Origin of the sequence: Pseudoduganella flava (assembly GCF_007830495.1) — a bacterium.
Taxonomy (GTDB): domain Bacteria; phylum Pseudomonadota; class Gammaproteobacteria; order Burkholderiales; family Burkholderiaceae_D; genus Rugamonas; species Rugamonas flava.
The window spans coordinates 212,281-236,100 of record NZ_VLKW01000005.1; the positions used below are offsets into that span (position 1 = coordinate 212,281).

19 protein-coding genes are annotated in these 23,820 nt (G+C 65.6%); 14 read left to right on the forward strand and 5 right to left on the reverse strand.

Annotated elements, in window-relative coordinates:
- Positions 1 to 37 precede the first annotated feature (37 nt).
- On the forward strand, positions 38 to 1,651 hold the full coding sequence (gene nadB / locus IP92_RS14955) for an L-aspartate oxidase (protein ID WP_145876244.1): 1,614 nt from the start codon (positions 38 to 40) through the stop codon (positions 1,649 to 1,651).
- Positions 1,648 to 2,514 carry a GNAT family N-acetyltransferase gene (locus IP92_RS14960; protein WP_145876247.1) on the forward strand — a complete coding sequence of 289 codons (867 nt, stop codon included), beginning with the start codon at positions 1,648 to 1,650 and terminating at the stop codon, positions 2,512 to 2,514. Before nadB ends, IP92_RS14960 begins: the two co-directional genes overlap by 4 nt.
- Positions 2,515 to 2,543: 29 nt before the next feature.
- Here the strand turns inward: IP92_RS14960 and IP92_RS14965 are convergent, their stop codons facing one another.
- Positions 2,544 to 4,628, reverse strand: coding sequence for a 3-hydroxyacyl-CoA dehydrogenase NAD-binding domain-containing protein (locus IP92_RS14965; protein WP_145876250.1), 2,085 nt, complete (start codon positions 4,626 to 4,628; stop codon positions 2,544 to 2,546).
- Between the two features lie 162 nt (positions 4,629 to 4,790).
- Here IP92_RS14965 and IP92_RS14970 point away from each other — a divergent pair, with 162 nt between their 5' ends.
- The 8 genes from IP92_RS14970 to IP92_RS15005 all read left to right on the forward strand — a co-directional run bounded on the left by IP92_RS14970 (position 4,791) and on the right by IP92_RS15005 (position 11,054).
- A complete protein-coding gene (locus IP92_RS14970) occupies positions 4,791 to 6,251 on the forward strand; it encodes a protein adenylyltransferase SelO (RefSeq protein ID WP_145876664.1) in 1,461 nt (486 codons plus the stop codon).
- A 65-nt stretch (positions 6,252 to 6,316) separates the two neighbouring features.
- Positions 6,317 to 6,727 carry a peptide-methionine (R)-S-oxide reductase MsrB gene (gene msrB, locus IP92_RS14975; RefSeq protein ID WP_145876252.1) on the forward strand — a complete coding sequence of 137 codons (411 nt, stop codon included), beginning with the start codon at positions 6,317 to 6,319 and terminating at the stop codon, positions 6,725 to 6,727.
- 5 nt (positions 6,728 to 6,732) lie between these two features.
- Positions 6,733 to 7,362, forward strand: coding sequence for a septation protein A (locus IP92_RS14980; RefSeq protein ID WP_145876666.1), 630 nt, complete (start codon positions 6,733 to 6,735; stop codon positions 7,360 to 7,362).
- Complete coding sequence (locus IP92_RS14985) at positions 7,359 to 7,631, forward strand: BolA family protein (RefSeq protein WP_145876254.1); 273 nt, start codon at positions 7,359 to 7,361, stop codon at positions 7,629 to 7,631. Before IP92_RS14980 ends, IP92_RS14985 begins: the two co-directional genes overlap by 4 nt.
- A gap of 115 nt (positions 7,632 to 7,746) precedes the next feature.
- A complete protein-coding gene (locus tag IP92_RS14990; RefSeq protein WP_145876256.1) occupies positions 7,747 to 8,544 on the forward strand; it encodes a peptidylprolyl isomerase in 798 nt (265 codons plus the stop codon).
- An 87-nt stretch (positions 8,545 to 8,631) separates the two neighbouring features.
- Complete coding sequence (locus IP92_RS14995; RefSeq protein ID WP_145876258.1) at positions 8,632 to 9,411, forward strand: peptidylprolyl isomerase; 780 nt, start codon at positions 8,632 to 8,634, stop codon at positions 9,409 to 9,411.
- Between the two features lie 184 nt (positions 9,412 to 9,595).
- Positions 9,596 to 10,147, forward strand: a complete 552-nt coding sequence (locus tag IP92_RS15000; RefSeq protein WP_145876260.1) for a PEP-CTERM sorting domain-containing protein — start codon at positions 9,596 to 9,598, stop codon at positions 10,145 to 10,147.
- Between the two features lie 358 nt (positions 10,148 to 10,505).
- Entirely contained in the window at positions 10,506 to 11,054 is a 549-nt protein-coding gene (locus tag IP92_RS15005; protein ID WP_145876262.1) for a hypothetical protein, read from the forward strand.
- Between the two features lie 41 nt (positions 11,055 to 11,095).
- Here the strand turns inward: IP92_RS15005 and IP92_RS15010 are convergent, their stop codons facing one another.
- On the reverse strand, positions 11,096 to 12,022 hold the full coding sequence (locus tag IP92_RS15010) for a LysR substrate-binding domain-containing protein (protein ID WP_145876264.1): 927 nt from the start codon (positions 12,020 to 12,022) through the stop codon (positions 11,096 to 11,098).
- 134 nt (positions 12,023 to 12,156) lie between these two features.
- Here IP92_RS15010 and IP92_RS29905 point away from each other — a divergent pair, with 134 nt between their 5' ends.
- Positions 12,157 to 12,312, forward strand: a complete 156-nt coding sequence (locus tag IP92_RS29905) for a hypothetical protein (RefSeq protein WP_158206644.1) — start codon at positions 12,157 to 12,159, stop codon at positions 12,310 to 12,312.
- A gap of 85 nt (positions 12,313 to 12,397) precedes the next feature.
- Here IP92_RS29905 and sodC read toward each other — a convergent pair whose 3' ends face one another.
- Complete coding sequence (sodC, locus tag IP92_RS15015; RefSeq protein WP_145876266.1) at positions 12,398 to 12,934, reverse strand: superoxide dismutase family protein; 537 nt, start codon at positions 12,932 to 12,934, stop codon at positions 12,398 to 12,400.
- A gap of 113 nt (positions 12,935 to 13,047) precedes the next feature.
- On the reverse strand, positions 13,048 to 17,076 hold the full coding sequence (gene purL, locus IP92_RS15020) for a phosphoribosylformylglycinamidine synthase (protein ID WP_145876268.1): 4,029 nt from the start codon (positions 17,074 to 17,076) through the stop codon (positions 13,048 to 13,050).
- Positions 17,077 to 17,377: 301 nt separating this feature from the next.
- Between purL and IP92_RS15025 the strand changes: the two genes are divergently transcribed.
- From IP92_RS15025 to IP92_RS15035, 3 genes are all read left to right on the forward strand, one after another.
- A complete protein-coding gene (locus IP92_RS15025) occupies positions 17,378 to 19,018 on the forward strand; it encodes a response regulator (protein WP_307724854.1) in 1,641 nt (546 codons plus the stop codon).
- Positions 19,019 to 19,109: 91 nt separating this feature from the next.
- Positions 19,110 to 19,976 (forward strand): SPFH domain-containing protein, encoded by an 867-nt coding sequence (locus IP92_RS15030; RefSeq protein ID WP_145876272.1) that lies wholly within the window; start codon positions 19,110 to 19,112, stop codon positions 19,974 to 19,976.
- 12 nt (positions 19,977 to 19,988) lie between these two features.
- On the forward strand, positions 19,989 to 20,174 hold the full coding sequence (locus IP92_RS15035) for a type II toxin-antitoxin system antitoxin (RefSeq protein ID WP_145876274.1): 186 nt from the start codon (positions 19,989 to 19,991) through the stop codon (positions 20,172 to 20,174).
- Between the two features lie 6 nt (positions 20,175 to 20,180).
- On the opposite strand, the gene IP92_RS15040 is transcribed toward IP92_RS15035, so the two are convergent.
- The gene (locus tag IP92_RS15040) at positions 20,181 to 23,780 is read right to left on the reverse strand and encodes a hydantoinase B/oxoprolinase family protein (RefSeq protein WP_145876277.1); all 3,600 of its coding nucleotides are present in this window, start codon (positions 23,778 to 23,780) and stop codon (positions 20,181 to 20,183) included.
- Positions 23,781 to 23,820: the final 40 nt, after the last annotated feature.

Here is a 23,820-nt window from a genome sequence, read left to right on the forward strand (position 1 = left end):
AGTCTTGCTTCTTTACCGTGAATGAATCTGACTCATCATGAAATTTGACGTCGCCATCGTCGGCAGCGGGTTGGCCGGCCTGTCGGTAGCATTGCACCTTGCGCAAACGCGCCGGGTTGCCATCATCTCCAAACGCGAATTGCTGGATGGAGCCAGCAACTGGGCGCAGGGCGGCATCGCCGCCGTGCTCGATTCGGGCGACAGCCATGCCGAGCACATCGCCGACACGCTCGTCGCCGGCGCGGGCCTGTGCGACGAAGGCGCCACCCGCTACATCGTTGAACATGGCCGCGAGGCGATCGAGTGGCTGATCGAGCAAGGCGTGCCGTTCACCCGCGACACCAGCGCCGAACTGGGCTTCCACCTGACCCGTGAAGGTGGCCACAGCCAGCGCCGCATCATCCATGCGGCCGATGCGACGGGCCACGCCGTCCAGGTGACCTTGGAATCGAAGGTGCGCGCGCATCCGAACATCAGCCTGTTCGAGCACCATTGCGCGATCGACCTGATCACGTCGGACAAGCTTGGGCCCCGCCCCGTGCACGGCAACGCGCAGCCGAAGTGCCACGGCCTGTACGTGCAGGACGTGCGCACCGGCGAAGTACACACGGTCGCCGCCGAACACACGGTGATGTGCACGGGCGGCGCCGGCAAGGTGTACCTGTACACGACGAACCCGGACACCGCGAGCGGCGACGGCATCGCGATGGCGTGGCGCGCCGGCTGCCGCGTCGCCAACATGGAATTCATCCAGTTCCACCCGACCTGCCTGTACCACCCGTATGCGAAATCGTTCCTGATCACCGAGGCGATGCGCGGCGAAGGCGGCCTGCTGAAGCTGCCGCCCGAGGCGGGCGCCGCCGCCGGCCAGCGCTTCATGCTGGCGCACGATCCGCGCGCCGAGCTGGCGCCACGCGACGTCGTCGCGCGGGCGATCGACTTCGAGATCAAGAAGCGCGGCCTGGACTACGTGCACCTGGACATCAGCCACAAGCCGGCCGAATTCCTGATCGAGCACTTCCCCACCATCTACGCGCGCTGCCTGGAACTGGGCATCGACATCACGAAGGAACCGATTCCCGTCGTGCCGGCGGCGCACTACACGTGCGGCGGCGTCGTCACCGACATGCTGGGCCGCACCGACCTGCCCGGCCTGTACGCGGTCGGCGAGACGGCGTGCACGGGCCTGCACGGCGCCAATCGGCTGGCCAGCAACTCGCTGCTCGAATGCGTCGTCATCGGCCGTGCCTGTGCCCAGGACATCCTGGCCCAGGACAAGAACGGCACGCCGTACCTGCCTGACTGGGACGAAAGCCGCGTCACGGATGCGGACGAGGAAGTGGTCATCGCCCACAACTGGGACGAGCTGCGCCGCTTCATGTGGAACTACGTCGGCATCGTGCGCACGACGAAGCGCCTGGAACGCGCGCAGCACCGCATCGCGCTGCTCAAGGAAGAGATCGACGAGTACTACCGCAACTTCCGCATCACCGCCGACCTGCTGGAACTGCGCAATCTGGTGGACGTGGCCGCGCTGATCGTCAACAGCGCGCTGCAGCGGCGCGAAAGCCGCGGCCTGCACTACTCGCGCGACTATCCTGGCACGCTGCCGAAGGCGCTGCCGACGATCCTGACGCCGAACCGCCGATGAACCAGAGCCCCGAACAAGTCGTCCAGGCGCAGCTGGACGCATTCAACGCACACGACGTCGACGCGCTGTGCCGCATCTATGCCGACGACGCCTGCCAGTACCAGCACCCGGCCACCTTGCTGGCACGCGGTACGGCCGCGATCCGCGAGCGCTTCGCCAACCGGTTCGCGCAATCGCAACCGCGGGCGCGGCTGCTGCGCCGCACCGTGCTGGGCGACACGGTGATCGACCATGAATACGTGTTCAGCGGTACGACCCGCGTCGAGCTGATGGGGTTGTATGAAGTGAAGGATGGCCGCATCGCCAACGCCAGCTTCGTGTTCGGGCCAACGGTGCAGGTGCGCACCGCCACGTTCGACGACCTGCCGGCGATGGAGGCGCTGATCGCGCGTTCCGGCATCGCCCTCAGCAAAGGCTTTTATACGGACGAACAGGCCGCGGCGGTGACCCGGCACGTGTTCGGCGTCGATACTCAGCTGCTCAAGGATGGCACGTATTTCGTCATCGAACGCGATGGCACGCTGCTGGCCTGCGGCGGCTGGAGCAAGCGCGCCACGCTGTTCGGCGCCGACCGCATGAAGGCCGATGCCGATCCGCTGCTCGATCCGGCCACGCAGCCGGGCCGCATCCGCGCGTTCTTCGTTGATCCGTCCGTGCCCCGCCAGGGCCTGGGCACGATGCTGATCGGCCATTGCGAGGCGGAAGCGGCGCAGGCCGGCTTCACGGCACTGGAGATGGCGGCGACGATGCCGGGCGTGCCATTGTATCGCTCGGTCGGCTACCAGAGCGTCGAGGAGTTCGAGATCGACCTGCCCGGCAGCGTCAAGGTGCCGCTGGCGCGGATGCGCAAGGCGATCGCCTGACGCATCCGCCGACCGGTGTCAGCGCGTGCTCATTTGCTGTTGAAGCCTTTGCCCGCCGCGGCCAGTCGCGCCAGCAGGGGCGCCGGCTGCCACGCTTCGCCATTGCGCCCGGCCGCAAAGCGCTCGATCGCGGCCAGCACGTTGGGCAGGCCGACCGTATCGGCATAAAACATCGGCCCGCCGCGGAACAGCGGGAAGCCGTAGCCCGTCAGGTAGACCATGTCGATGTCGGACGCCCGCAGCGCGATGCCTTCCTCGAGGATGCGCGCGCCTTCGTTGACCAGCGCGTAGACGAGGCGTTCGACGATCTCGTCGTCGCCGATATCGCGCCGCGCGATGCCCAGCGCCTGCGAGTGCGCGACGATCATGTCGTTGACCTGTGCGTTCGGCTGCGGCGTGCGCTGGCCGGCCGGGTAGTCGTACCAGCCGGCGCCCGTCTTCTGGCCGAAGCGCCCCATTTCGCACAGCAGGTCGGCCGTCTTCGAATAGCGCATTCCGGGCTGCTCGACCTGGCGGCGCTTGCGGATCGCCCAGCCGATGTCGTTGCCGGCCAGGTCGCCCATCCGGAACGGCCCCATCGCAAAGCCAAACGCTTCGATCGCCCGGTCCACCTGCTCGGGGAGGCAGCCTTCGTCCAGCAGGAAGCCCGCCTGGCGCACGTACTGCTCGATCATCCGGTTGCCGATGAAGCCATCGCAAACGCCGCTGACGACGCCCGTCTTCTTCAATTTCTTCGCCAGCGCCAGGGTGGTCGCCAGCACGTCCTTGCCGGTGGCCTTGCCGCGCACGATCTCCAGCAGCTTCATCACGTGGGCCGGGCTGAAGAAATGCGTGCCGATCACGTCCTGCGGCCGGCGCGTGAACGCTGCGATGCGGTCGACGTCCAGCGTCGACGTGTTGGTTGCCAGGATCGCGCCCGGCTTCATCACGTCGTCCAGCTTGCGGAACACGGCTTCCTTGACGGCCATCTCCTCGAACACCGCCTCGACGACGATGTCGGCCTGCGCCACGTCCTCGTAGCGCAGCGTGGGCGTGATCAGCGCGATGCGCTGCGCCAGCTGCTCGGAAGTCAGCTTGCCCTTCGCGACCGACGCCTCGTAGACGGCGCGGATCTTCGCAATGCCGGCGTCCAGCGCTTCCTGTTTCGTCTCCAGCACCGTCACGGGAATCCCTGCGTTCGCGAAATTCATCGCGATGCCGCCGCCCATCGTGCCGGCGCCGATCACGGCGGCCTGGGCGATGCGGCGTTGCGGCGTATCGGCCGGGACGTCCGGCACCTTGGCCGCTTCGCGCTCGGCGAAGAACGCATGGCGCAGCGCCTTCGATTCCGTCGTGCCCATCAGGTGCATGAAGCGCTCGCGTTCGAACTTCAGGCCGTCCTCGAACGGCATCGTCGCGGACGCGGCGACCGTGTCGACGCATTCGGCCGGCGCCGGGAAGCGGGCGGAGGTGGCCAGCACTTCTTCACGCGTCTTGCGCAGGAACGCCTCCAGGTCGGGGTGGTCCACCTTGCGCTCGCGTACCTTCGGCAACGGGCGGACGTCGGCGATGCGCTCGGCGAAGGCAACCGCCGCGGCAACCAGGTCGGTGCCGGCGGCATACACTTCGTCGAACAACGCCGGCAGCTTCTCGGACGGTACCGGATTACCCGTCACGATCATCTTCAGCGCAGGCTCCAGGCCCAGCGCGCGCGGCAGGCGTTGCGTGCCGCCAGCGCCGGGCAGCAGGCCAAGCTTCACTTCCGGCAGCGCGATCTGGGCGCCGGGCAGCGCCACGCGGTAGTGGCAGCCGAGCGCCAGTTCCAGGCCGCCGCCCATGCAGACGCTGTGGATCGCGGCGACCACGGGTTTTACCGCTTCCTCGGCGGTGCGGATCAGGGTGTGCAGCGTGGGTTCCGTCAGCGCCTTCGGCGAATTGAATTCACGGATGTCGGCGCCGCCGGAAAATGCCTTGCCGGCCCCCGTGATGACGATGGCCTTCACGTTGGCATCCATTTGCGCGCGGCGCAGGCCGTCGACGGCCGCGGTGCGCGTCGCAAGGCCCAGCCCATTGACGGGCGGGTTGTTCAGCGTGATGACGGCGACGTCGCCGTGGACTACGTAATCCGCACTCATGTCTCGTTTCCTCTTGTAAGTTGTCAGGGAATCCATCCACTATACCGCACAATACGCTGCAATAGTTCGACCGTGCTATTTCGCGCGCCACCGTCCGCTGTGTTCCGGCCGCCTGCGGTAAAATCCGCTTCTGATAACCTTCTTTCATCGTCAGGAACCGCCATCGCTGCCCTCACCCTCCCCTTTGAAAATTCGTTCGCGGCCCTGCCGCCCGAGTTCTTCACCAGGCTGATGCCCACGCCGCTGCCCGCTCCCTACCTGGTCGGCGTCAGCGAGGATGCGGCCCGGCTGATCGGGCTCGACCCGGCGCAGCTGGACGCGGACGCGATCGACGTCCTGGCCGGCAACCGCGTGCCGGACCGCGCCAGCCCGCTGGCTGCCGTGTATTCGGGCCACCAGTTCGGCGTCTGGGCCGGGCAGCTGGGCGACGGCCGCGCGATCCTGCTGGGCGATGTGGCGACCGAAGCGGGCCCCGTGGAGCTGCAGCTGAAAGGCGCCGGCCTGACGCCGTATTCGCGGATGGGTGACGGCCGCGCCGTGCTGCGCTCGTCGATCCGCGAGTTCCTGTGTTCCGAGGCGATGCATGCGCTGGGCATTCCGACGACCCGCGCGCTGTCGGTCATCGGCAGCGACCACGGCGTCGTGCGCGAGACGATCGAGACGGCCGCCGTCGTGGTCAGGATGGCGCCCACGTTCGTGCGCTTCGGCTCGTTCGAACACTGGTTCTATCGGAACGACGAAGCGCGCCTGCGCGTCTTGGCCGACTACGTCATCGACCGCTTCTACCCGGAGTTGCGCGACGAGGACAATCCCTACGCGGCAATGCTGGAAGAAGTCACGCGCCGCACCGCCACCCTGATCGCACACTGGCAGGCAGTCGGCTTCATGCATGGCGTGATGAACACCGACAATATGTCGATCCTCGGCCAGACGCTGGACTACGGCCCGTTCGGCTTCATGGAAGCGTTCAACGCGCAGCACATCTGCAACCACACCGACCAGCAGGGCCGCTATTCGTACGCGATGCAGCCGCAGATCGGCCACTGGAACTGTTATGCGCTGGCGCAGGCGCTGGTGCCGCTGATCGGCAGCGTCGAAGCCACCCAGCAGGCGCTGGACGTCTACCAGGGCGCGTTCGGCACCAAGGTCGACGAGCTGCTGCACGCGAAGCTCGGGATGAAGGAGCAACGGGAGGAGGACCGCGCGCTGCTGGACGAGCTGTTCGGCATCCTGCAAGCGAACCACACCGACTTCACGCTGTTCTTCCGCCGCCTCTCCGGCGTCCACGCCGCCTCGGATGCGGGCGACGAGCCGCTGCGCGACCTGTTCATCGACCGGCCGGCCTTCGACGCATGGGCGGGCAAGTACCGGCAACGGCTGCGCGCGGAAGGCAGCGTCGACGCGGAACGCCGCGTTGCCATGAACGGCGTCAATCCCAAGTACGTTTTACGCAACTATCTTGCCCAGGTGGCGATCGAAAAGGCACAGCACAAGGATTTCTCCGAGGTGGAGCGCTTGCTGAAGGTGCTGCAGCGGCCGTTCGACGAGCAACCGGAGCACGAGCAGTATGCCGCGCTGCCGCCGGACTGGGCGACCGAAGTGGAAGTGAGCTGCTCCTCCTGACCAACGAAGCGCAACGCACTAACCAAGCACAACGAACGAACCAAGCATAACGAACGAAGCGAGCCATGAGCAATCCAACGAAGAAAGTAGTGAAATCGGACGCCGAATGGCGCGCCGAACTCGATCCGATGCAATACCAGGTCACCCGCCACGCCGCGACGGAACGCGCGTTCACCGGCAAATACTGGGACCATCACGAGCGCGGCATTTACACCTGCGTGTGCTGCAATACCCCGCTGTTCCGCTCGGACGCGAAATTCGATTCCGGCTGCGGCTGGCCTAGTTATTTTGAAGCGCTCGATCCCGCCAATGTGATCGAGAAAATCGACCGCTCCCATGGTATGCTGCGCACCGAAATCATTTGCGCCGTCTGCGATGCCCACCTGGGGCATGTATTTCCGGACGGCCCGCCGCCGACGGGTCTGCGTTACTGCATCAATTCGGCGTCGCTGCGTTTTACTCCGGAAGCTGAATAACCATGATGAAATTCCTGTTCGATATATTCCCGTTGCTGGTTTTCTTCGGCAGCTATAAATGGGCCGGCAGCAACGAGGAGATGGCGCAGGCGCTGGTCAACGGCCACCTGTCCGGCATCATTTCCGGCGGCGCGATCACGGCCAGCCAGGCGCCGATCATCGTGGCCACGATCACCGGTATTGTCGCCACCGCCCTGCAGATCGGCTATTTGCTGCTGCGCCGGCGCAAGGTGGACGGCGCGCTGTGGGTGTCGATGGTCGTGTTCCTGTTCTTCGGCGGCCTGACGATCTACTTCCACGACGACGACTTCATCAAGTGGAAACCGACGATCATTTACTGGAGCTTCGCGATCGCGATGATCGTCGCACAGCGCTTCTTCGGCAAGAACCTGATTCGTGCCGCGATGGAAAAGCAGATCGGCCTGCCGGACGAGATCTGGCACCGGCTGAACACGGCCTGGATCATGTTCTGGATAGCGCTCGGCCTGCTGAACCTGTTCGTGGCATTCGTGCTGTTCAAGGCGGACACGAATGCGTGGGTGAGTTTCAAGGCATTCGGCGTTACCGGCCTGATGCTGGCTTTCTTTGTCGCCCAGGGTTTTTATCTGGCCAAACATATCAAGGATGAAGCATGAGCGATCCGCGCCTCGATAAAATCCGCGAGCGCCTGCTGGCCGCGTTCGGTCCGGCCGACATCGTCCTCGAGGACGAGTCGGCACTGCACGCCGGCCATGCCGGCGCCGCCTCCGGCGGGGGCCATTACCGCTTAAGGATCTCCTCAGCGAAATTCGCGGGCCTGAACCTCGTCACGCGCCATCGTCTGGTGTATGATGCCGTGCACGATATGATGCATAAAGAAATTCATGCATTGGCCATCACCGCAGTGGCTCCATCGGAAATCTGATTCACTTGAATGATGTGCGTGATGTTTTGGTACGAATGAATTGCAGAGGCCACTCCGCGTCTTAAGTCCCTTCTCTTCCCGCGATTTACAAGAACTTTTCCCGTAGGAAATAATAATGACTCTCAAGCCAGCCCGTTCTGCCCTTGCTGCCCGTATTCTGGTTGCGTCGCTCGCCGTCGCGGCCGCCCCCGCATTTGCACAGAACATCGCCGTCGTCAATGGCAAGGGCATCCCTACCACGCGCGTGGACGCGATCGTCAAGCAGGTGGTCGCTCAGGGCCAGCAAAAGGATAGCCCGGAACTGCGCGACGCGATCAAGAAGGAACTGATCAGCCGCGAAGTGCTGATGCAGGAGGCGGAAAAGCAGGGTTACGCGAAAAGCGCCGAGGTGAAGCAGCAGATGGAGAATGCGCGCCAGAGCATCGTGGTGCAGGCGATGATCGGCGACTACATGAAGAAGAATCCCGTCAAAGACGCCGACGTGAAGGCCGAGTACGACCGCTTCGTCAAGGAGACGGGCGACAAGGAATACCACGTGCGCCACATCCTCGTGGAGACGGAAGCGCAAGCCAACGACATCATCGCCAAGCTGAAAGGCGGCGCCAAGTTCGAGGACCTTGCCAAGCAGTCGAAAGACACCGGCTCGGCCAATAACGGCGGCGACCTGGACTGGGCAACCCCGTCCGCATTCCCGGAAGTGTTCTCGAAGGCGTTCGTCGGCCTGCAAAAGGGCCAGGTCACCGAGAAGCCGGTGCAGACGCAGAACGGCTTCCACGTGATCAAGGTGGACGACGTGCGCGCGGCGAAGCTGCCGACGCTGGAAGAAGTCAAGCCGCAGATCGAGGAAGCGCTCGCGCAGCGCAAGCTGCAGGCTTACCAGGAAGAGCTGGTCAAGAAGGCAAAGATCCAGTAAATTGCCCGGATGCCGGCGCCCGGCGCCGGCTCTGGTCGGATTCTCCGCCCCGAGGGGCGATCTGAAGTTTTTTTATAGGACGTGATAATGATTTTGAAGCCAGCCCGCCTGTTGACCGCACTGATCGCCATCGCCGCCGCGCCGGCGTTCGCTCAGAACATGGCCACCGTTAACGGCAAAGCGATCCCGGCATCGCGCCTGGAAGCCGCCGTCAAGACCGTGACCGCGCAAAGCAAGCAGCCGGACAGCCCGCAACTGCGCGACGCGATCAAGAAAGACCTGATCGCCCGCGAAGTGCTGGTGCAGGAAGCGGACAAGCAAGGCTACAGCAACAAGCCGGACGTCAAGCAGGCGCTCGAAAACACCCGCCAGAGCATCGTCATCAATGCGATGCTGGCCGACTACGTGAAGAAGAACCCGGTCAAGGATGCCGAAATCAAGGCCGAGTACGACAAGGCGAAGGCAGCCAACGGCGACAAGGAATACCACGCCCGCCACATCCTGGTTGCGACCGAGAAGGAAGCGCAGGACATCATCGCCAAGCTGAAAGGCGGCGCCAAGTTCGAGGACCTGGCCAAGCAGTCGAAGGACCCGGGTTCGGCAGCCAACGGCGGCGACCTGGATTGGGCCAGCCCGTCCAACTTCGTCAAGCCGTTCTCCGACGCGATGGTGGCACTGAAGGATGGCCAGATCACCGAGAAGCCCGTGCAATCGCAGTTCGGCTACCACGTGATCAAGCTGGAAGGCTCGCGCGCCGCGAAGTTCCCGACGCTGGAAGAAGTCAAAGGCCAGATCGAGCAAGGCCTGACCCAGCGCAAGATCGCCGCTTACCGCGACGAGCTGGTGAAGAAGGCCAAGGTGCAGTAAGCCGTCTCGCCCGGCACAAGAAAGCGCTCCCGTGTGGAGCGCTTTTTTTATGCGCGTCGGCCGGAATGCTGCACGGCGCCACCATTCTCTACGCATTTGGTAACGTCACCTCTACGCATCGGCACGCTACAATACGGGCGCATTTACTTTTTTTTAACATAAACTTCTCAAAGTGGAGTTACTCATGCTTAAAAAACTGCTGGGCACTGTCGCGCTGTGCGTCGCCACTGGAACGGCAAGCGCAGCTGATACCGTGTGGCAGTTCGGCTATACGGGATTCCAGAGAGCCGAGACCGGGCAATTTGTCGCCACAGAGCATCACCTTGGTGCCTTCTCCGGGAAAGACGTCGACGGGGATGGCGTCCTCCAACAGTCCGAGCTGAGCAGGTTCTGGGTAGACTCTAGCCGAGACTTGATAGGTCCCGACGAGTGCAAAGCCATCTACAACTCGTGTGAATTGACCGGCTTTAGCTATGACCTGCGCAGCGGGGAGCTGACCTTCACGGCGAGCACCGTGTACCGGGACGAGGCAGCCGCGAGCCATTACGAGATCGTGGCGGGGAGTTACGTGAGTGCCGACGGCTACACCCCCACGGGTAGCGGCAGCGTGACGTGGCTGTGGACCGATCAGACCCGCTTCGAGATCACGCCGGCACCGGTGCCGGAACCTGCGACCGCCTGGCTATTGGGCATAGGCCTGGCGGCGGTAGGCGTGGCGGCGCGACGCCGCCGCTGAGCACTACCCGGCAGCATCGCCGGCACCGGGCGTTTCGTGCCGGCGGTGCCGCGGTGTCACGGGCGACACGGCCAACTCATCCAGTTCCCGGTCATCTGCCTCCTTGCGAAAGCACCCTCCTTGCGCTGCCACTCGCGGCTGCGATGACCGCCTGGTTCGCCGCCCGCGGCGCGTCATCAACAAAGATCTGATGGGCTGCCGGCCGCCAGCGCTGGCGAAGACGCCATCCCCGTTACCGATTGCGCCAGGCTTCGGGCAAAAATCGTTCGACCGAAATCCCATTTCTACCTGCCAGTCCACTACAATTGGCGCTCAAGTTAATTTTTGATCAACGTAACTTTTCGATCAGGAGTGACACATGCTCAAAACGACTTTATGCGCCGTGGGTCTGTGCATCGCTGCGGGAGCCGCAAGCGCCCTGGAAACCAGGTGGACGTTCCGCTACACCGGCTTCGAGAATGCGGAGACCGGGCAGTTTGTCGCCGACTGGAACTACCGCGGCACTTTCGTCGGCGAAGACATCGATGCAAATGGCGTCCTGCAACAGTCCGAGCTGATGAGCTTCTCCGTCGACGAGTTCCCCGACCTGATGGATCCGCGTGCTTGCAACCCCAATCGCTTTTGCACGTTGACGGGCTTTAGCTATGACCTGCACCGCGGCCAGCTCTCCTTCAGGGCGAACATCGTGTACGAGGACGAGATCTCATACAGCTCCTACACCATGGTGGCCGGCGATAGAGTGAGCTTCGGTGGCTACTCGCCCTGGGGCAGCACCAGCGTGACGTGGCTGTGGACCGACCAGACCCGTTTTGAAATTTCTCCCCCACCGGTCCCGGAACCAGCCGCGGCCTGGCTACTGGGCGCCGACCTGGTGGCGGTAGGCATCGCGGCGCGACGTCGTAGCTAGGTCGCGCGGCTAGCGGCAGCACATCGTGAGCCGCCTTGGCATCAAGGGGTGGTGGCCGTCAGCTCATCCAACTCGCGCTGCATGGCCGCCATCTGTTCTTCGATCCAGCCGCGGAAGCGCACCACCTTCTCGCGCTGCGCCTTGCGGCTGGAAATGACAAGAAAGTAGCTGCGCGGATAAGGGATGCTGAGTCCACGCATCAGCCGAAGCGCGCTGCGGTGGAGGTCGTCGCGCGCGATCGAATACGTGACCAATGCGATCCCCTGCCCCGCCACGGCCGCCTGCGTGGCCACGGCCATGTTCGTGAAGCCCCGCGAGAACTCGAACTCGCCCTCCAGCACGCCGTAGGCGCGCAGCAGCTGCGCCCAGAATTGCGTCGAGTCGTCATACAGCAGCGGATGCCGGCCGAGGTCCGGCAGCGTCAGCTCTTCCTGGCCGTCAGCCAGCAACGCCGGGCTGTACACGACGACCATCCGTTCGTGAAACAGCATGCCCGGGTGCTCGGCCACGACGCCATGGCGGATCGCCACGTCGACGTCGCCATGCTCGACGTCCACCAGCCGCTCGCTCGAATCGAGCTGGAGGTCGATCTCCGGATACAGCTGCGTGAATTGCCCAAGGCGCGGTGCCAGCCACTTCAGCGCGAACGAATGGGTCGTCGAGATGCGCAGCACGTGTTCCTCGTCGCCGCCGCGCAGCGCGTCGACCTTGGTGCGCAGTTCCTTCAGCAGCCGCGCCACCGTGATCGCCAGCTCCTGTCCCTTCTCCGTCAGCGTGATGTGGCGCGGGTGGCGCACGAACAGCGCGAACCCCATCACCTCCTCCAGCTGCTTGACCTGCAGGCTGATGGCGGCCGGCGTCTTGTGCAGCTCCTGGGCCGCCAGGGTAAAGCTGCCCCAGCGCGCCGCGCAATCGAAATCGATCAGGCCTGACAGGCTGCGCAGGGTTCTCGAACCGCCATCTAGCATAAGGATAACTTGGCCTTCCCCACAAAATTACTCGTTTGTTCACATCGTGGCACCAGCGGAGAATATACCTCACCCGGCGGCTATCAGCGGTAGCCGCCTTCGATTACAGCAAGAATCCGCAAAAGGAGCGCGACATGTACAAGCCCATCCCCCAGAGCGCCGCCCCAGGCTGCCAGAACGCCGTGCCGTGCCGCCCCGCCGAGGCACCGAGCCAGAGTGCGCCGCAGCCGGTGCCCAGCTACTCCAGTACTTTGAAGCGGATCTTCGCGAACCTCGTCTGGCTGCGCTGAGCGCGCAATAAAAAGGCGCAGTCACCGGGTGACAGCGCCCTTAAAAAAAGCCGGGCGGCGCCCGGCTTGGTTGGGTGGACGGTACTCAGCCGCCGATCACGCCGCACGCGATCCGCGCGCCGCCACCGCCCAGCGGGGCCGGCTGGTCGGCGTAGTTGTCGCCACCGGCATGGATCATCAGCGCGCGCCCCTTCACGTCGGCCAGGGTTTTCAGCTGCGGTGCCTGCACCGGCTGTTTCGCGCTGCCGTCTTCCGCCACCTGCAACGCCGGCAGGTCGCCCGTGTGGCCTGCCTTGCCAGGGCCCTGGTGCGCCTTGGTGCCATGCGGGTCGAGATGCCCACCCGCCGCGCCGGCCGGTACCTTCTTACCATCCTGCTCGTTCGGCTCGCATCTGCCGTTCATGTGCACGTGGAAGCCGTGCGGCCCCGGCGGCAGGCCAGTCAGCGACGGCGTAAACGTCAGCCCGCCGGCGGATTCGGCGATCGTGATGGACCCCAGTGCCTTGCCCTTGCCCGTCGTCGTGTCGACGGCATGCATCTGCACCGTCAGGTCAGCGGCTTGCGCATGGGCGGCGGCCGCGAACACGGCGAGTGCGAGGGTCTGGCGGATCGAAATTGGCATCGTGTGCTCCTGTGATAAAAAAGAAAACTTTTCAATGGTAGCACGCGGCAGCAATACGGCGCAGCATGAAAAAAGCCGGGCAAGCCCGGCTTCTTTTTTGGCGTCTCCAGCGATCAGCCGACGAACTTGCGCGCGTTGCGGAACATCCGCATCCACGGCGAATCCTCGCCCCAGCCGTCCGGCGCCCACGAGTGCTGTACGGTGCGGAACACGCGTTCGGCGTGCGGCATCATCACCGTGAACCGGCCGTCCGGCGTCGTCACGGCGGTCAGGCCCTGCGGCGAACCGTTCGGGTTGAACGGGTAGACTTCCGTCGTGTTGCCGCGGTTGTCGACGAAGCGCAGCGCGCCGATCGCCTCGGCGATATTGCCCGTCTGGGTGAAGTCCGCGTAACCCTCGCCGTGGGCGATGGCGATCGGCGTCTGCGTGCCGGCCATGCCGTTGAAGAAGATCGACGGCGAATCGAGCACCTCGACCATCGAGAAGCGCGCCTCGAATTTCTCCGACTTGTTGGTCGTGAACTTTGGCCACGCGTGCGCACCCGGGATGATCGACTTCAGGTTGCTCATCATCTGGCAGCCGTTACAGACACCCAGGCCAAAGCTGTCCTTGCGCTGGAAGAAGCGCGCGAACTGTTCCGACAGCGCCGGATTGAACAGGATCGACTTGGCCCAGCCTTCCCCGGCGCCCAGCACGTCGCCGTACGAGAAGCCGCCGACGGCGATGATGCCCTGGAAGTCGTCCAGCTTGACGCGGCCCGCGATCAGGTCGCTCATGTGCACGTCGATCGCCGCGAAGCCTGCCTGGTGCATCACCCACGCCGTCTCGATGTGCGAGTTGACGCCCTGCTCGCGCAGGATCGCCACACGCGGGCGCACTCCCGTCGCCAGGAACGGCGCGGCCACGTTCTCGGCCGGGTCGAACGTCAGCTTCGGCGTCATGCCCGGATCCGCTTCGTCCAGCAGGCGTTCGTATTCCTGGTCCGCCGTGGCCGGGTTCTCGCGCATGCGCGAGATGCGCCAGCTCGTGTCGCTCCACAGCCGATGCAGCGCGGCGCGCGCCTGGCTGTAGATGATCTTCGCGTCGCGCGTGAATTCAATGACGCCGCGGTCGTTCGGCTTGCCGATGATGTGGCTGCAGGCGCCCAGGCCGTACGAACGCAGCACGTCCATCACGGCCGACTTCTCGTCGGCGCGTACCTGGATCACGGCGCCCAGTTCCTCGGCGAACAGCGCGCGCAACGTCAGCTCGTTGCGGCGCTCGGCCACCTGGCCAGCCCAGTTCTTCGCATCACCCCAGTCGGCGTTGTCGCCTTCGTGCGTCAGCATGTCGAGGTTGATCGACAGGCCGGCGCGGCCGGCAAACGCCATCTCGACGAGCGTCGCGTACAGGCCGCCGTCGGAACGGTCGTGGTAAGCCAGCAGCTTGCCTTCGCGGTTCAGTTGCTGGATCGCCGCGAAGAACGCCTTCAGGTCGTCCGGATTGTCGACGTCCGGCGCATCGTTGCCCAGCTGGCCCAGCACCTGCGCCAGGATCGAGGCGCCCACGCGGTGCTTGCCGCGGCCCAGGTCGATCACAATGATCGACGTCTCGCCCAGGTCCGTGCGGAGCTGCGGCGTCAGCGACTTGCGCGTGTCGTACACGGGCGCGAAGCCGGACACGATCAGCGACACCGGCGACACCACGGCTTTCTGCTCGCCGTCATCGTTCCACGTGGTACGCATCGACAGCGAATCCTTGCCGACGGGGATCGAGATCCCGAGTGCCGGGCACAGCTCCATGCCGACGGCCTTGACGGTGTCGAACAGCGCCGCGTCCTGGCCCGGCTGGCCGCACGCGGCCATCCAGTTGGCCGAGAGCTTGATCGTCTCGATGCTCTCGATCGGTGCCGCGGCCAGGTTCGTGATCGTCTCGCCGACGGCCATGCGGCCCGATGCCGGTGCGTCGATGACGGCCAGCGGCGTGCGCTCGCCCATCGCCATCGCCTCGCCCAGGTAGCCTTCGTACGACAGCGACGTGACGGCGCAATCGGCCACCGGCACCTGCCACGGGCCCACCATCTGGTCGCGCACCGACGTGCCGCCCACGGTGCGGTCGCCGATCGTGATGAGGAAGCTTTTATCCGCCACGGTCGGGTTCAGCAGCACGCGTTCGGCCGCCTCTTCCAGCGCGACGCCGGTCAGGTCCACGGCCGGGTAGTCGCGCTGCACGTGCTGCACATCGCGGTGCATCTTCGGCGGTTTGCCGAGCAAGACTTCCATCGGCATGTCCACCGGCGAATTGTCCTGCTCCGGATCGTACAGCTGCAGCTGGCGCTCTTCCGTCGCCGTACCGACGACGGCGAACGGGCAGCGCTCGCGTTCGCACAGCGCGCGGAACGTGTCGAGGCTTTCCGGTGCGATCGCGAGCACGTAGCGCTCCTGCGATTCGTTCGACCAGATCTCCTTCGGCGCCATGCCCGATTCTTCCAGCGGGATCTTGCGCAGGTCGAAGATCGCGCCGCGCTTGGCGTCGTTCGTGATTTCCGGGAAGGCGTTCGACAGCCCGCCCGCACCCACGTCGTGGATCGACAGGATCGGGTTCTTGTCACCCAGCTGCCAGCAGCCGTTGATGACTTCCTGGGCGCGGCGCTCCATCTCCGGGTTGCCGCGCTGGACCGAGTCGAAGTCCAGGTCGGCCGTATTGGTGCCGGTCGCCATCGACGATGCGGCCGAGCCGCCCATGCCGATGCGCATGCCGGGGCCGCCCAGCTGGATCAGCAGGCTGCCGACGGGGATGTCGTTCTTGTGCGTGTGCTGCGCCGAGATATTGCCGATGCCGCCCGCGATCATGATCGGCTTGTGGTAGCCGTACACGGCGTCGCCCGCGTTCTGTTCGTAGGTACGGAAGTAACCGCCCAGCACCGGGCGGCCGAATTCGTTCGAGAACGCGGCGCCGCCCAGCGGGCCGTCGATCATGATCTGCAGCGGCGACGCGATGCGTTCCGGCTTGCCGTAGGCTGCTTCGGTACGCGCGTCCCTGGCCGTGACCGAATTCGTCACATCCTGCGCGTTTTCCCATGGCCGCACGGCATCCGGCAGCATCAGGTTCGATACCGTGAAGCCCGTCAGGCCGGCCTTCGGCTTGGCGCCGCGGCCCGTCGCGCCCTCGTCGCGGATCTCGCCGCCGGCGCCCGTGGAGGCGCCCGGGAACGGCGAAATCGCCGTCGGGTGGTTGTGCGTCTCGACCTTCATCAAGGTGTGGATCAGTTCCGTCGACGCGCCGTATTCATGGCCTTCGCCGCGCGGATGGAAGCGCGTCACTTCGGCGCCCTGCATGATCGACGAGTTGTCCGAATACGCGACGATCGTGCCCTTCGGCTGCTTCTCGTGCGTGTTCTTGATCATCTTGAACAGCGACTTGTCCTGCGCTTGGCCGTCGATGGTCCAGTCGGCGTTGAAGATCTTGTGGCGGCAGTGCTCCGAGTTCGCCTGCGCGAACATCATCAGTTCCACGTCCGTCGGGTTGCGCTTGGCCGCCGTGAACGCTTCGTACAGGTAGTCGATTTCATCGATCGACATGGCCAGGCCCAGGTCCGTGTTGGCGCGCACCAGCGCGTCGCGGCCGGCGCCGATCACGTCGATCGATTCAAGCGCCTTGCCTTCCAGGCTGCGGAACAGGTCCTGCGCCTGGCTTGCGTCGCGCAGCACCGACTCCGTCATGCGGTCGTGCAGCAGCGCCGCGACAGCCTGTGCCTGCTCCGGGCTCAAGGCTTTCGCCGCGCCGATACTGCTGCCCAGGATGCCGCCCTTCAGGATCACCCGGTAGGCCACGCCCCGCTCGACGCGGTGGATGTGCGTCATGCCGCAGTTGTGCACGATGTCCGTAGCCTTCGATGCCCATGGCGAGATCGTGCCGAAGCGCGGAATCACGAAGAACTCCTCCACCACGCCATCGTCGACGTCGGGCTGGGCCGGTTCGCCATAGGTCAGCAGGCCGTCGAGGCGTGCGAGGTCCTGCTCGGACAGCGCCGCCTGGGTATCGACGAAGTGCACGTACCGGGCCTGGACCGCGGTCACGGCGGGAAGCACGGCCTGCAGTTGGGTGAGAAGACGCTGGCTACGAAACGCGGACAGGGCATTGGAGCCCGGGAGTATCAACATGGTTGGGAGCGAGTTGATGCAGCGAGGCTGCGGATTAAAGAAATGGGCACTGAAATAGGCACAGAACTGAGGCTCAACGGCGGTTCGGAATCACGCAAATTGCGCCGGCGCTGAATGGGCCGATCGCATGTGCCGGCATTATACCTGTTTCAACCCGTCCTTCACAGGGCGCCAGCGCCCTCCCCGCTCTGCACATTCTGCTTCTCAAGCAACAAATCTTGCCGAATTCGGCAAATTGCAGCGGAAATCGGCCGTTCTCAGCGGGGTTTTGTCATATTCTTCGCTTATCCACACCGATTACATGCCGATGTCCTCTCTGTCCGACCTGTCCGTGCTGATCGTCGATCCCAACCCTGGGATGCGCGGCAATCTGCACAATATGCTGAGCCAGGCCTCGATCACGAAGATCGATTACGCCGTCAGCGCCGGCACCGCCATTCGCCAGCTCGGCAAGAAGTCGTTCGACCTGATCCTGTGCGAATACGACCTGGACGTCGGTAGCGAGAACGGCCAGGACGGCCAGCAGCTGCTCGAGGACCTGCGCCACCACCGGCTGATCGACCCGTCGACGATCTTCATCATGCTGACGTCCGAGGGCGTGCACAGCAAGGTGATGGGCGCCGCCGAGCTGGCGCCGACCGATTATGTGCTCAAGCCCTTTACCGTCGAAGGGCTGCTGCAACGCATCGCACGCGCGGTGGACCGGCGCAACGCGCTGCTGCCGGTGTACCGCCACGCGCAAGCCGGCAACCTGCGCGACGCGATTGCCGCGTGCGCCGGCGGCGCCGTCAAGCAACCTCGCTACGCCGGCGATTTCATCCGCCTGCGCGCCGAGCTGCATGCGCAACTGGGCGAATGGTCCGACGCGGAAAGCATCTACCAGGAGATCCTGGCGAGCCGCGCAACCGGCTGGGCACAGCTCGGCCTGGCCCGCTGCCAGCTCGAACAGGGCCGGCCGGACGACGCGCGCCAGACGCTCGAGCAGCTGATCGCCGAGAATCCCCGCTTCATGGCGGCCTATGACCTGCTGGCCGCCGACTACGCGGCGATGGGCCAGGCCACGCAGGCCAAGCGCGTACTGGAAGACGCTGTCGCGATCTCGCCGCACGTCGTGCGCCGGCTGCGCCAGCTGGGCGAGCTGGCGCTCGAGTCGGACGACATCGTTGCCGCCGAGCGCGCGTTCCGGCAGGTCGTCGCGAAGGCGAAGTACTCGGAATTTCGCGACCCGCAGGACCACGTCAACCTGGTGCGCACGCTGGTGCGGCGCGGCGACGCGACCCAGGCGGCCGGCGTGATCCGCGACCTGGAGCGATCGCTGCGCAGCGGCCCGAACACTGAGGCATGTCGCGCGTATGCCGCGTCGCTCGTGCAGGAGCTGGGCGGCAACGACGTGGGCGCCGCCAGCGAACTGACGCGAGCTGTCGGCGCCGTGCAGGCCGCGCAAGGCCTGTCCGGCCGTCTGAAGCGCGACATCGTGCAGGGCTGCCTGCGCCACCGCCTCGATGGCGAAGCCGCCACCGTCGTGCTGCACATGATGAACGACGGTGCCGACGCACTGACCGCGGACGAGGCCACCGACGTGTTCGAGAAGGCTGGCCGGCACGACCTCGCCGTCGCCGTGCGCAAGATGGTCACGCAGCAGGTCGATGCACTCGTCAGCGACGCGGCCGAGCAGCTGGACCGGGGCGACCACCGCGGCGCCGTCGCCACGATCACCGCCGCGGTGCGCCGCACGCCGGGCAACGTGCCGGTGCTGATCGCCGCGGCCCGCACGGTGTTGCGCCAGCTGGACGACCTGGGCTGGGAAGCGCCGCTCGGCGAACAGGCCGCGAACCTGCTGGCGCGGCTGCGCACCCTCGACCCCGCCAACGGCGCCCTCGACCACCTGACGGCGCAATACGTCGCCACCCAACGTAAATACGGCATCGCCGCGCACGGCTGAAAGTCGATTTTTCAGGTTGACAAAGGCTTAATCCGATCTTAGAGTGATATCACCTTCATATACCTATGAATTCACTCTGAAAGGGAACATCATGTCCGTACCCGCGCGGCAGGAAAAGCGGTTTGACTCGATCAATGGTTACCTGGCCGGCGCCGGCGCCGTGTTGGGCATCGTCGCCGGAGTCGCGGCATTGCAGTCCATGCCCATCGCCGGCGGGTTGCTGATCGGTGCCGGCGTATTGCTCGCGGGCGGCCTGTACATGCTGCAGCCGAACGAGGCGGCGATCCTGACGCTATTCGGCCAGTATGTCGGCACCGACCGCAGCGAAGGCCTGCGTTGGGCATTCCCGTTCTACCGCAAGCGCAAGCTGTCGGTCCGGGCGCGCAACCTTAATGCACCGACGTTGAAGGTCAACGACAAGCGCGGCAACCCGGTGGAGATCAGCGCAGCCGTTGTCTGGCGCGTGCGCGACACGGCGCAGGCGCTGTTCGAAGTCGATGACTTCGAGCGCTACGTGACGATCCAGGCCGAGGCGGCGCTGCGCCACCTGGCCGCGCAATACGCGTACGACGAAGGCGAGGACCTGGCGGCCGGAGAAATGACGCTGCGCGGCGGCACGGCCGAAGTGGCGCAGGCGCTGCGCACCGAGCTGCAGGCCCGCTTCGAGGCGGCTGGCGTCGAGACGCTGGACGCGAAGCTGACCCACCTCGCTTACGCCGCCGAGATCGCACAAGTGATGCTGCGGCGCCAGCAAGCCGATGCGATCATCAGCGCCCGCGCCAAGATCGTGCACGGCGCCGTGTCGATGGTCGAGTCGGCGTTGCAGGCGCTGGCCGAGCGCGACATCGTCGAGCTGGACCCGGAGCGCAAGGCGTCGATGGTCAGCAACCTGTTGGTGGTGCTGTGCTCCGACCGCGATGCGCAACCGATCATCAACGCGGGCACGCTGTACAACTGAGCCTGCGGCGTCATGGCAAGTCCCGGAAAAAAAGCCTATCCGCTGCGCATCGATCCCGCGTTGTGGGACCAGTTGCAGCGGCTGGCCGCGCAGGACCTGCGCAGCGTGAACGCGGAGATCGAGTTCCTGCTGCGCGAGGCACTGGCGCGGCGCGGCATCAAGATCACGGCGGTGCGCGACGAAGACGACGAACGCTGAGCCGCTTTACGGCTGGGCCGGGCCGTAGCCGCCGCCGCCCGGCGTCTCGATGACGAACACGTCGCCCGGCGCCATCTGCGTACGGGCGATGTGCCCCAGTTCCTCGATGCGGCCGTCGGCGCGTTCGACGTAGTTGCGGCCTTTGGCGGCGGGCGCACCGCCGGCCATGCCGAACGGTGCGTACAGCCGGTTGTTCGACAGGATCGCGGCCGTCATCGGTTCCAGGAAGCGGATCCGGCGCACGCCGCCATTGCCGCCGTGCCAGCGCCCGACTCCACCCGAACCGTGGCGGATCGCATAGCTCTCCAGCCGCACAGGGAAACGGAACTCGAGGATTTCCGGGTCCGTCAGGCGCGAGTTCGTCATATTGGTCTGCACGACGTCCGTGCCGTCGAAGCCATTGCCGGCACCGGAGCCGCCGCTGATCGTCTCGTAATACTGGTATTTGCTGCTGCCGAACGTGAAGTTGTTCATCGTGCCCTGCGATGCGGCCATTACCCCCAGCGCGCCGTACAGCGCATTCGTGATGCACGTCGACGTCTCCACATTGCCCGACACGACGGATGCCGGATAGCGCGGATTGAGCATCGAACCGGGTGGAATCACGACGTGCAGCGGCTTCAGGCAACCGGCGTTCAGCGGGATCTCGTCGTCGACCAGCGTGCGGAACACGTACAGCACGGCGGCCATGCAAACGGCCGACGGTGCGTTGAAGTTGTTGTCCAGCTGGCTTGAGGTACCGGTGAAATCGATCGTGGCGCTGCGCGCCGCCTGGTCCACGGTCACGCTCACGCGGATGCGGGCGCCGTTGTCCAGCTCCACCGTGTAGCTGCCGTCCTTCAGCGCGCTGATCACGCGCCGCACCGCTTCCTCGGCATTGTCCTGCACGTGGCCCATGTAGGCGCGCACGACGTCGAGGCCAAAATGCTCGACCATCCGGTGCAGTTCCTCGACACCCTTCTGGTTCGCGGCGATCTGCGCGCGCAGGTCAGCCAGGTTCTGGTCCGGATTGCGGGCTGGGTATTGCGCCCCCAGCAGCAGCGCGCGCGTTTCCGCTTCGCGCAGCACGCCCGCATCGACCAGCTTGAAGTTATCGATCAGGACGCCCTCGTCGACGATCGTGCGCGAATCCGGCGGCATCGAGCCGGGCGTGGTGCCGCCGATGTCCGCGTGATGCCCACGCGAGCCGACGTAGAACAGGATCTCTTTGCCGGTCGCGTCGAACACCGGCGTGATGACGGTGACGTCCGGCAGGTGCGTGCCGCCGTTGTACGGATCGTTCAGCATGTACACGTCGCCGGGCCGCATGCTGCCCGCGTTCGCCGTCATCACGCGCTTGATGCTCTCGCCCATCGAGCCCAGGTGCACGGGCATGTGCGGTGCATTGGCGATCAGGTTGCCGGCGCCGTCGAAGATCGCGCACGAGAAGTCCAGCCGCTCCTTGATGTTGACGGAATACGCCGTGTTCTGCAGGCGCAAGCCCATCTGCTCGGCGATCGACATGAACAGGTTGTTGAAGATCTCCAGCATCACGGGATCGGCCGTGGTGCCGATCGCACGGCGTTCCGGCAGCGCCTCGACGCGGGTCAGCACCAGGTGATCCAGCGGCGTCACCTCGGCCTGCCAGCCGCATTCGACGACCGTCGTCGCGTTGGCTTCGGCAATGATGGCCGGGCCGCGCAGCACGTCGCCCGGGCGCAGGCCGGCGCGCCGGTACAGGCCCGTGTCGCGCCACTGGCCGGCGCTGTACATCGGCACCACGCGGTCGGGCCCGGCCGCACCATCGCGAGGTGGACGTCGCGGCGGCACTTCCGTCGGCGCGTCGGAGCGGCCGATCGCTTCGACCGACACCGCCTCGACGATCAGCGCCTTGCCCGGCATCAGGAACGAGAAGCGCTTCTTGTAGGCCTGCTCGAACTGCGCGCGCATACCGTCGGCCGTATCGAACGACACGATCAGCGCCGAATCGGTGCCTTCGTAGCGCAGGTGCACGCGCCGCACTACGGCAATGCGCGCTGCCGCCACGCCCTGCCGCGCCAGGTCCGCCGTCGCGGCATCGGCCAGCGTCGCGAGCCGCTCCGCGAGCGCCGGCAGTTGCTCGTCCGTCAGCCGCAGTTCGACAGCCTGCTCGCGCATCGCCGTCTGGTCCGCCATGCCCATGCCGTACGCGGACAGCACGCCGGCCAGGCTGTGGATGAACACTGTCTTCATGCCCAGCGCATCGGCGACCAGGCATGCATGCTGGCCGCCGGCGCCGCCAAAGCTCGTCAGCGCATATTCCGTGACGTCATGGCCGCGCTGCACGGAGATCTGCTTGATCGCGTTGGCCATATTGCCGACGGCGATCTCGATGAACCCTGCCGCCACCTGTTCGGCCGACGCGAGCTTGCCGCTGGCAGCTGCGATCTCGGCGGCCATGGCCGCGAAGCGCTCGCGCACCGTGGCCGCATCGAGCGGCTGGTCGCCGCCCGGCCCGAACAGGCGCGGGAATTCGTCCGGCTGTATCTTGCCCAGCATGACGTTGCAGTCGGTGACGGCCAGCGGCCCGCCGCGACGGTAGCTCGCCGGGCCTGGATTGGCGCCGGCGCTGTCCGGCCCCACGCGCAACCGGCTGCCGTCGAAGTGCAGCACGGAGCCGCCGCCGGCGGCCACCGTATGGATGCTCATCATCGGCGCGCGCATCCGCACGCCGGCGACCTGCGTCTCGAACACGCGTTCGAACTCGCCGGAATAATGCGAGACATCCGTCGACGTGCCGCCCATGTCGAAGCCGATCACCTTGTCGAAGCCGGCAAGCATGCTGGCGCGGACCATGCCGACGATGCCGCCGGCGGGGCCGGACAGGATGCTGTCCTTGCCCTGGAACGCACGCGCGTCCGTCAAGCCGCCGCTGGACTGCATGAACTGCAGGTTCACGCCGGGCAGCTCGCGCGCCACCTGGTCGACGTAGCGGCGCAGGATCGGCGACAGGTAGGCATCGACGACGGTCGTGTCGCCCCGCGCGACGAGCTTCATCATCGGGCTGACGGCATGCGACACGGAGACCTGGGCAAAGCCGATCTCGCGAGCGATGCGGGCGACGGCTTCTTCGTGCGCCGTGTAGCGGTAGCCGTGCATCAGCACGATCGCGATCGAGCGCAGCCCGCGCTCATACGCGTGCTGCAACCCCGCACGCGTGGCTTCCTCGTCGAGCGGCTGCACGATGTCGCCGTGCGCGCCGATCCGTTCGTCGATCTCGACCACATCGCCGTACAGCAGCTCGGGCAGCACGATGTGGCGGTCGAACAGGCGTGGCCGGTTCTGGTAGGCGATGCGCAGCGCGTCGCGGAAGCCGCGCGTGATCGCCAGGACCGTCGGCTCGCCCTTCCTCTCGAGCAGTGCGTTGGTGGCGACCGTCGTGCCCATCTTGACGGCATCGACAACGCCCGCCGGGATCGGCGCATCGGCAGCGAGCCCAAGCAAGTGGCGGATGCCGGCAATGGCCGCGTCGCGGTACTGTTCCGGATTCTCGGACAGCAGCTTGTGCGTGACCAGCGTGCCGTCGGGGCGGCGCGCAACGATGTCCGTGAAGGTGCCGCCGCGATCGATCCAGAACTGCCAGTCCATGTCCGCCCCCTGCCGTCAAAAGACGTCATTGTAGTGGGTT

Bases quoted from the DNA above. Each gene is read 5' to 3' on its own strand.
- nadB (WP_145876244.1), top strand. From the start codon at position 38: ATGAAATTTGACGTCGCCATCGTCGGCAGCGGGTTGGCCGGCCTGTCG.
- IP92_RS14960 (WP_145876247.1), top strand. From the start codon at position 1,648: ATGAACCAGAGCCCCGAACAAGTCGTCCAGGCGCAGCTGGACGCATTC.
- IP92_RS14965 (WP_145876250.1), bottom strand. From the start codon at position 4,628: ATGAGTGCGGATTACGTAGTCCACGGCGACGTCGCCGTCATCACGCTG.
- msrB (WP_145876252.1), top strand. From the start codon at position 6,317: ATGAGCAATCCAACGAAGAAAGTAGTGAAATCGGACGCCGAATGGCGC.
- IP92_RS14980 (WP_145876666.1), top strand. From the start codon at position 6,733: ATGAAATTCCTGTTCGATATATTCCCGTTGCTGGTTTTCTTCGGCAGC.
- IP92_RS14985 (WP_145876254.1), top strand. From the start codon at position 7,359: ATGAGCGATCCGCGCCTCGATAAAATCCGCGAGCGCCTGCTGGCCGCG.
- IP92_RS14990 (WP_145876256.1), top strand. From the start codon at position 7,747: ATGACTCTCAAGCCAGCCCGTTCTGCCCTTGCTGCCCGTATTCTGGTT.
- IP92_RS14995 (WP_145876258.1), top strand. From the start codon at position 8,632: ATGATTTTGAAGCCAGCCCGCCTGTTGACCGCACTGATCGCCATCGCC.
- IP92_RS15000 (WP_145876260.1), top strand. From the start codon at position 9,596: ATGCTTAAAAAACTGCTGGGCACTGTCGCGCTGTGCGTCGCCACTGGA.
- IP92_RS15005 (WP_145876262.1), top strand. From the start codon at position 10,506: ATGCTCAAAACGACTTTATGCGCCGTGGGTCTGTGCATCGCTGCGGGA.
- IP92_RS15010 (WP_145876264.1), bottom strand. From the start codon at position 12,022: ATGCTAGATGGCGGTTCGAGAACCCTGCGCAGCCTGTCAGGCCTGATC.
- IP92_RS29905 (WP_158206644.1), top strand. From the start codon at position 12,157: ATGTACAAGCCCATCCCCCAGAGCGCCGCCCCAGGCTGCCAGAACGCC.
- sodC (WP_145876266.1), bottom strand. From the start codon at position 12,934: ATGCCAATTTCGATCCGCCAGACCCTCGCACTCGCCGTGTTCGCGGCC.
- purL (WP_145876268.1), bottom strand. From the start codon at position 17,076: ATGTTGATACTCCCGGGCTCCAATGCCCTGTCCGCGTTTCGTAGCCAG.
- IP92_RS15025 (WP_307724854.1), top strand. From the start codon at position 17,378: ATGCCGATGTCCTCTCTGTCCGACCTGTCCGTGCTGATCGTCGATCCC.
- IP92_RS15030 (WP_145876272.1), top strand. From the start codon at position 19,110: ATGTCCGTACCCGCGCGGCAGGAAAAGCGGTTTGACTCGATCAATGGT.
- IP92_RS15035 (WP_145876274.1), top strand. From the start codon at position 19,989: ATGGCAAGTCCCGGAAAAAAAGCCTATCCGCTGCGCATCGATCCCGCG.
- IP92_RS15040 (WP_145876277.1), bottom strand. From the start codon at position 23,780: ATGGACTGGCAGTTCTGGATCGATCGCGGCGGCACCTTCACGGACATC.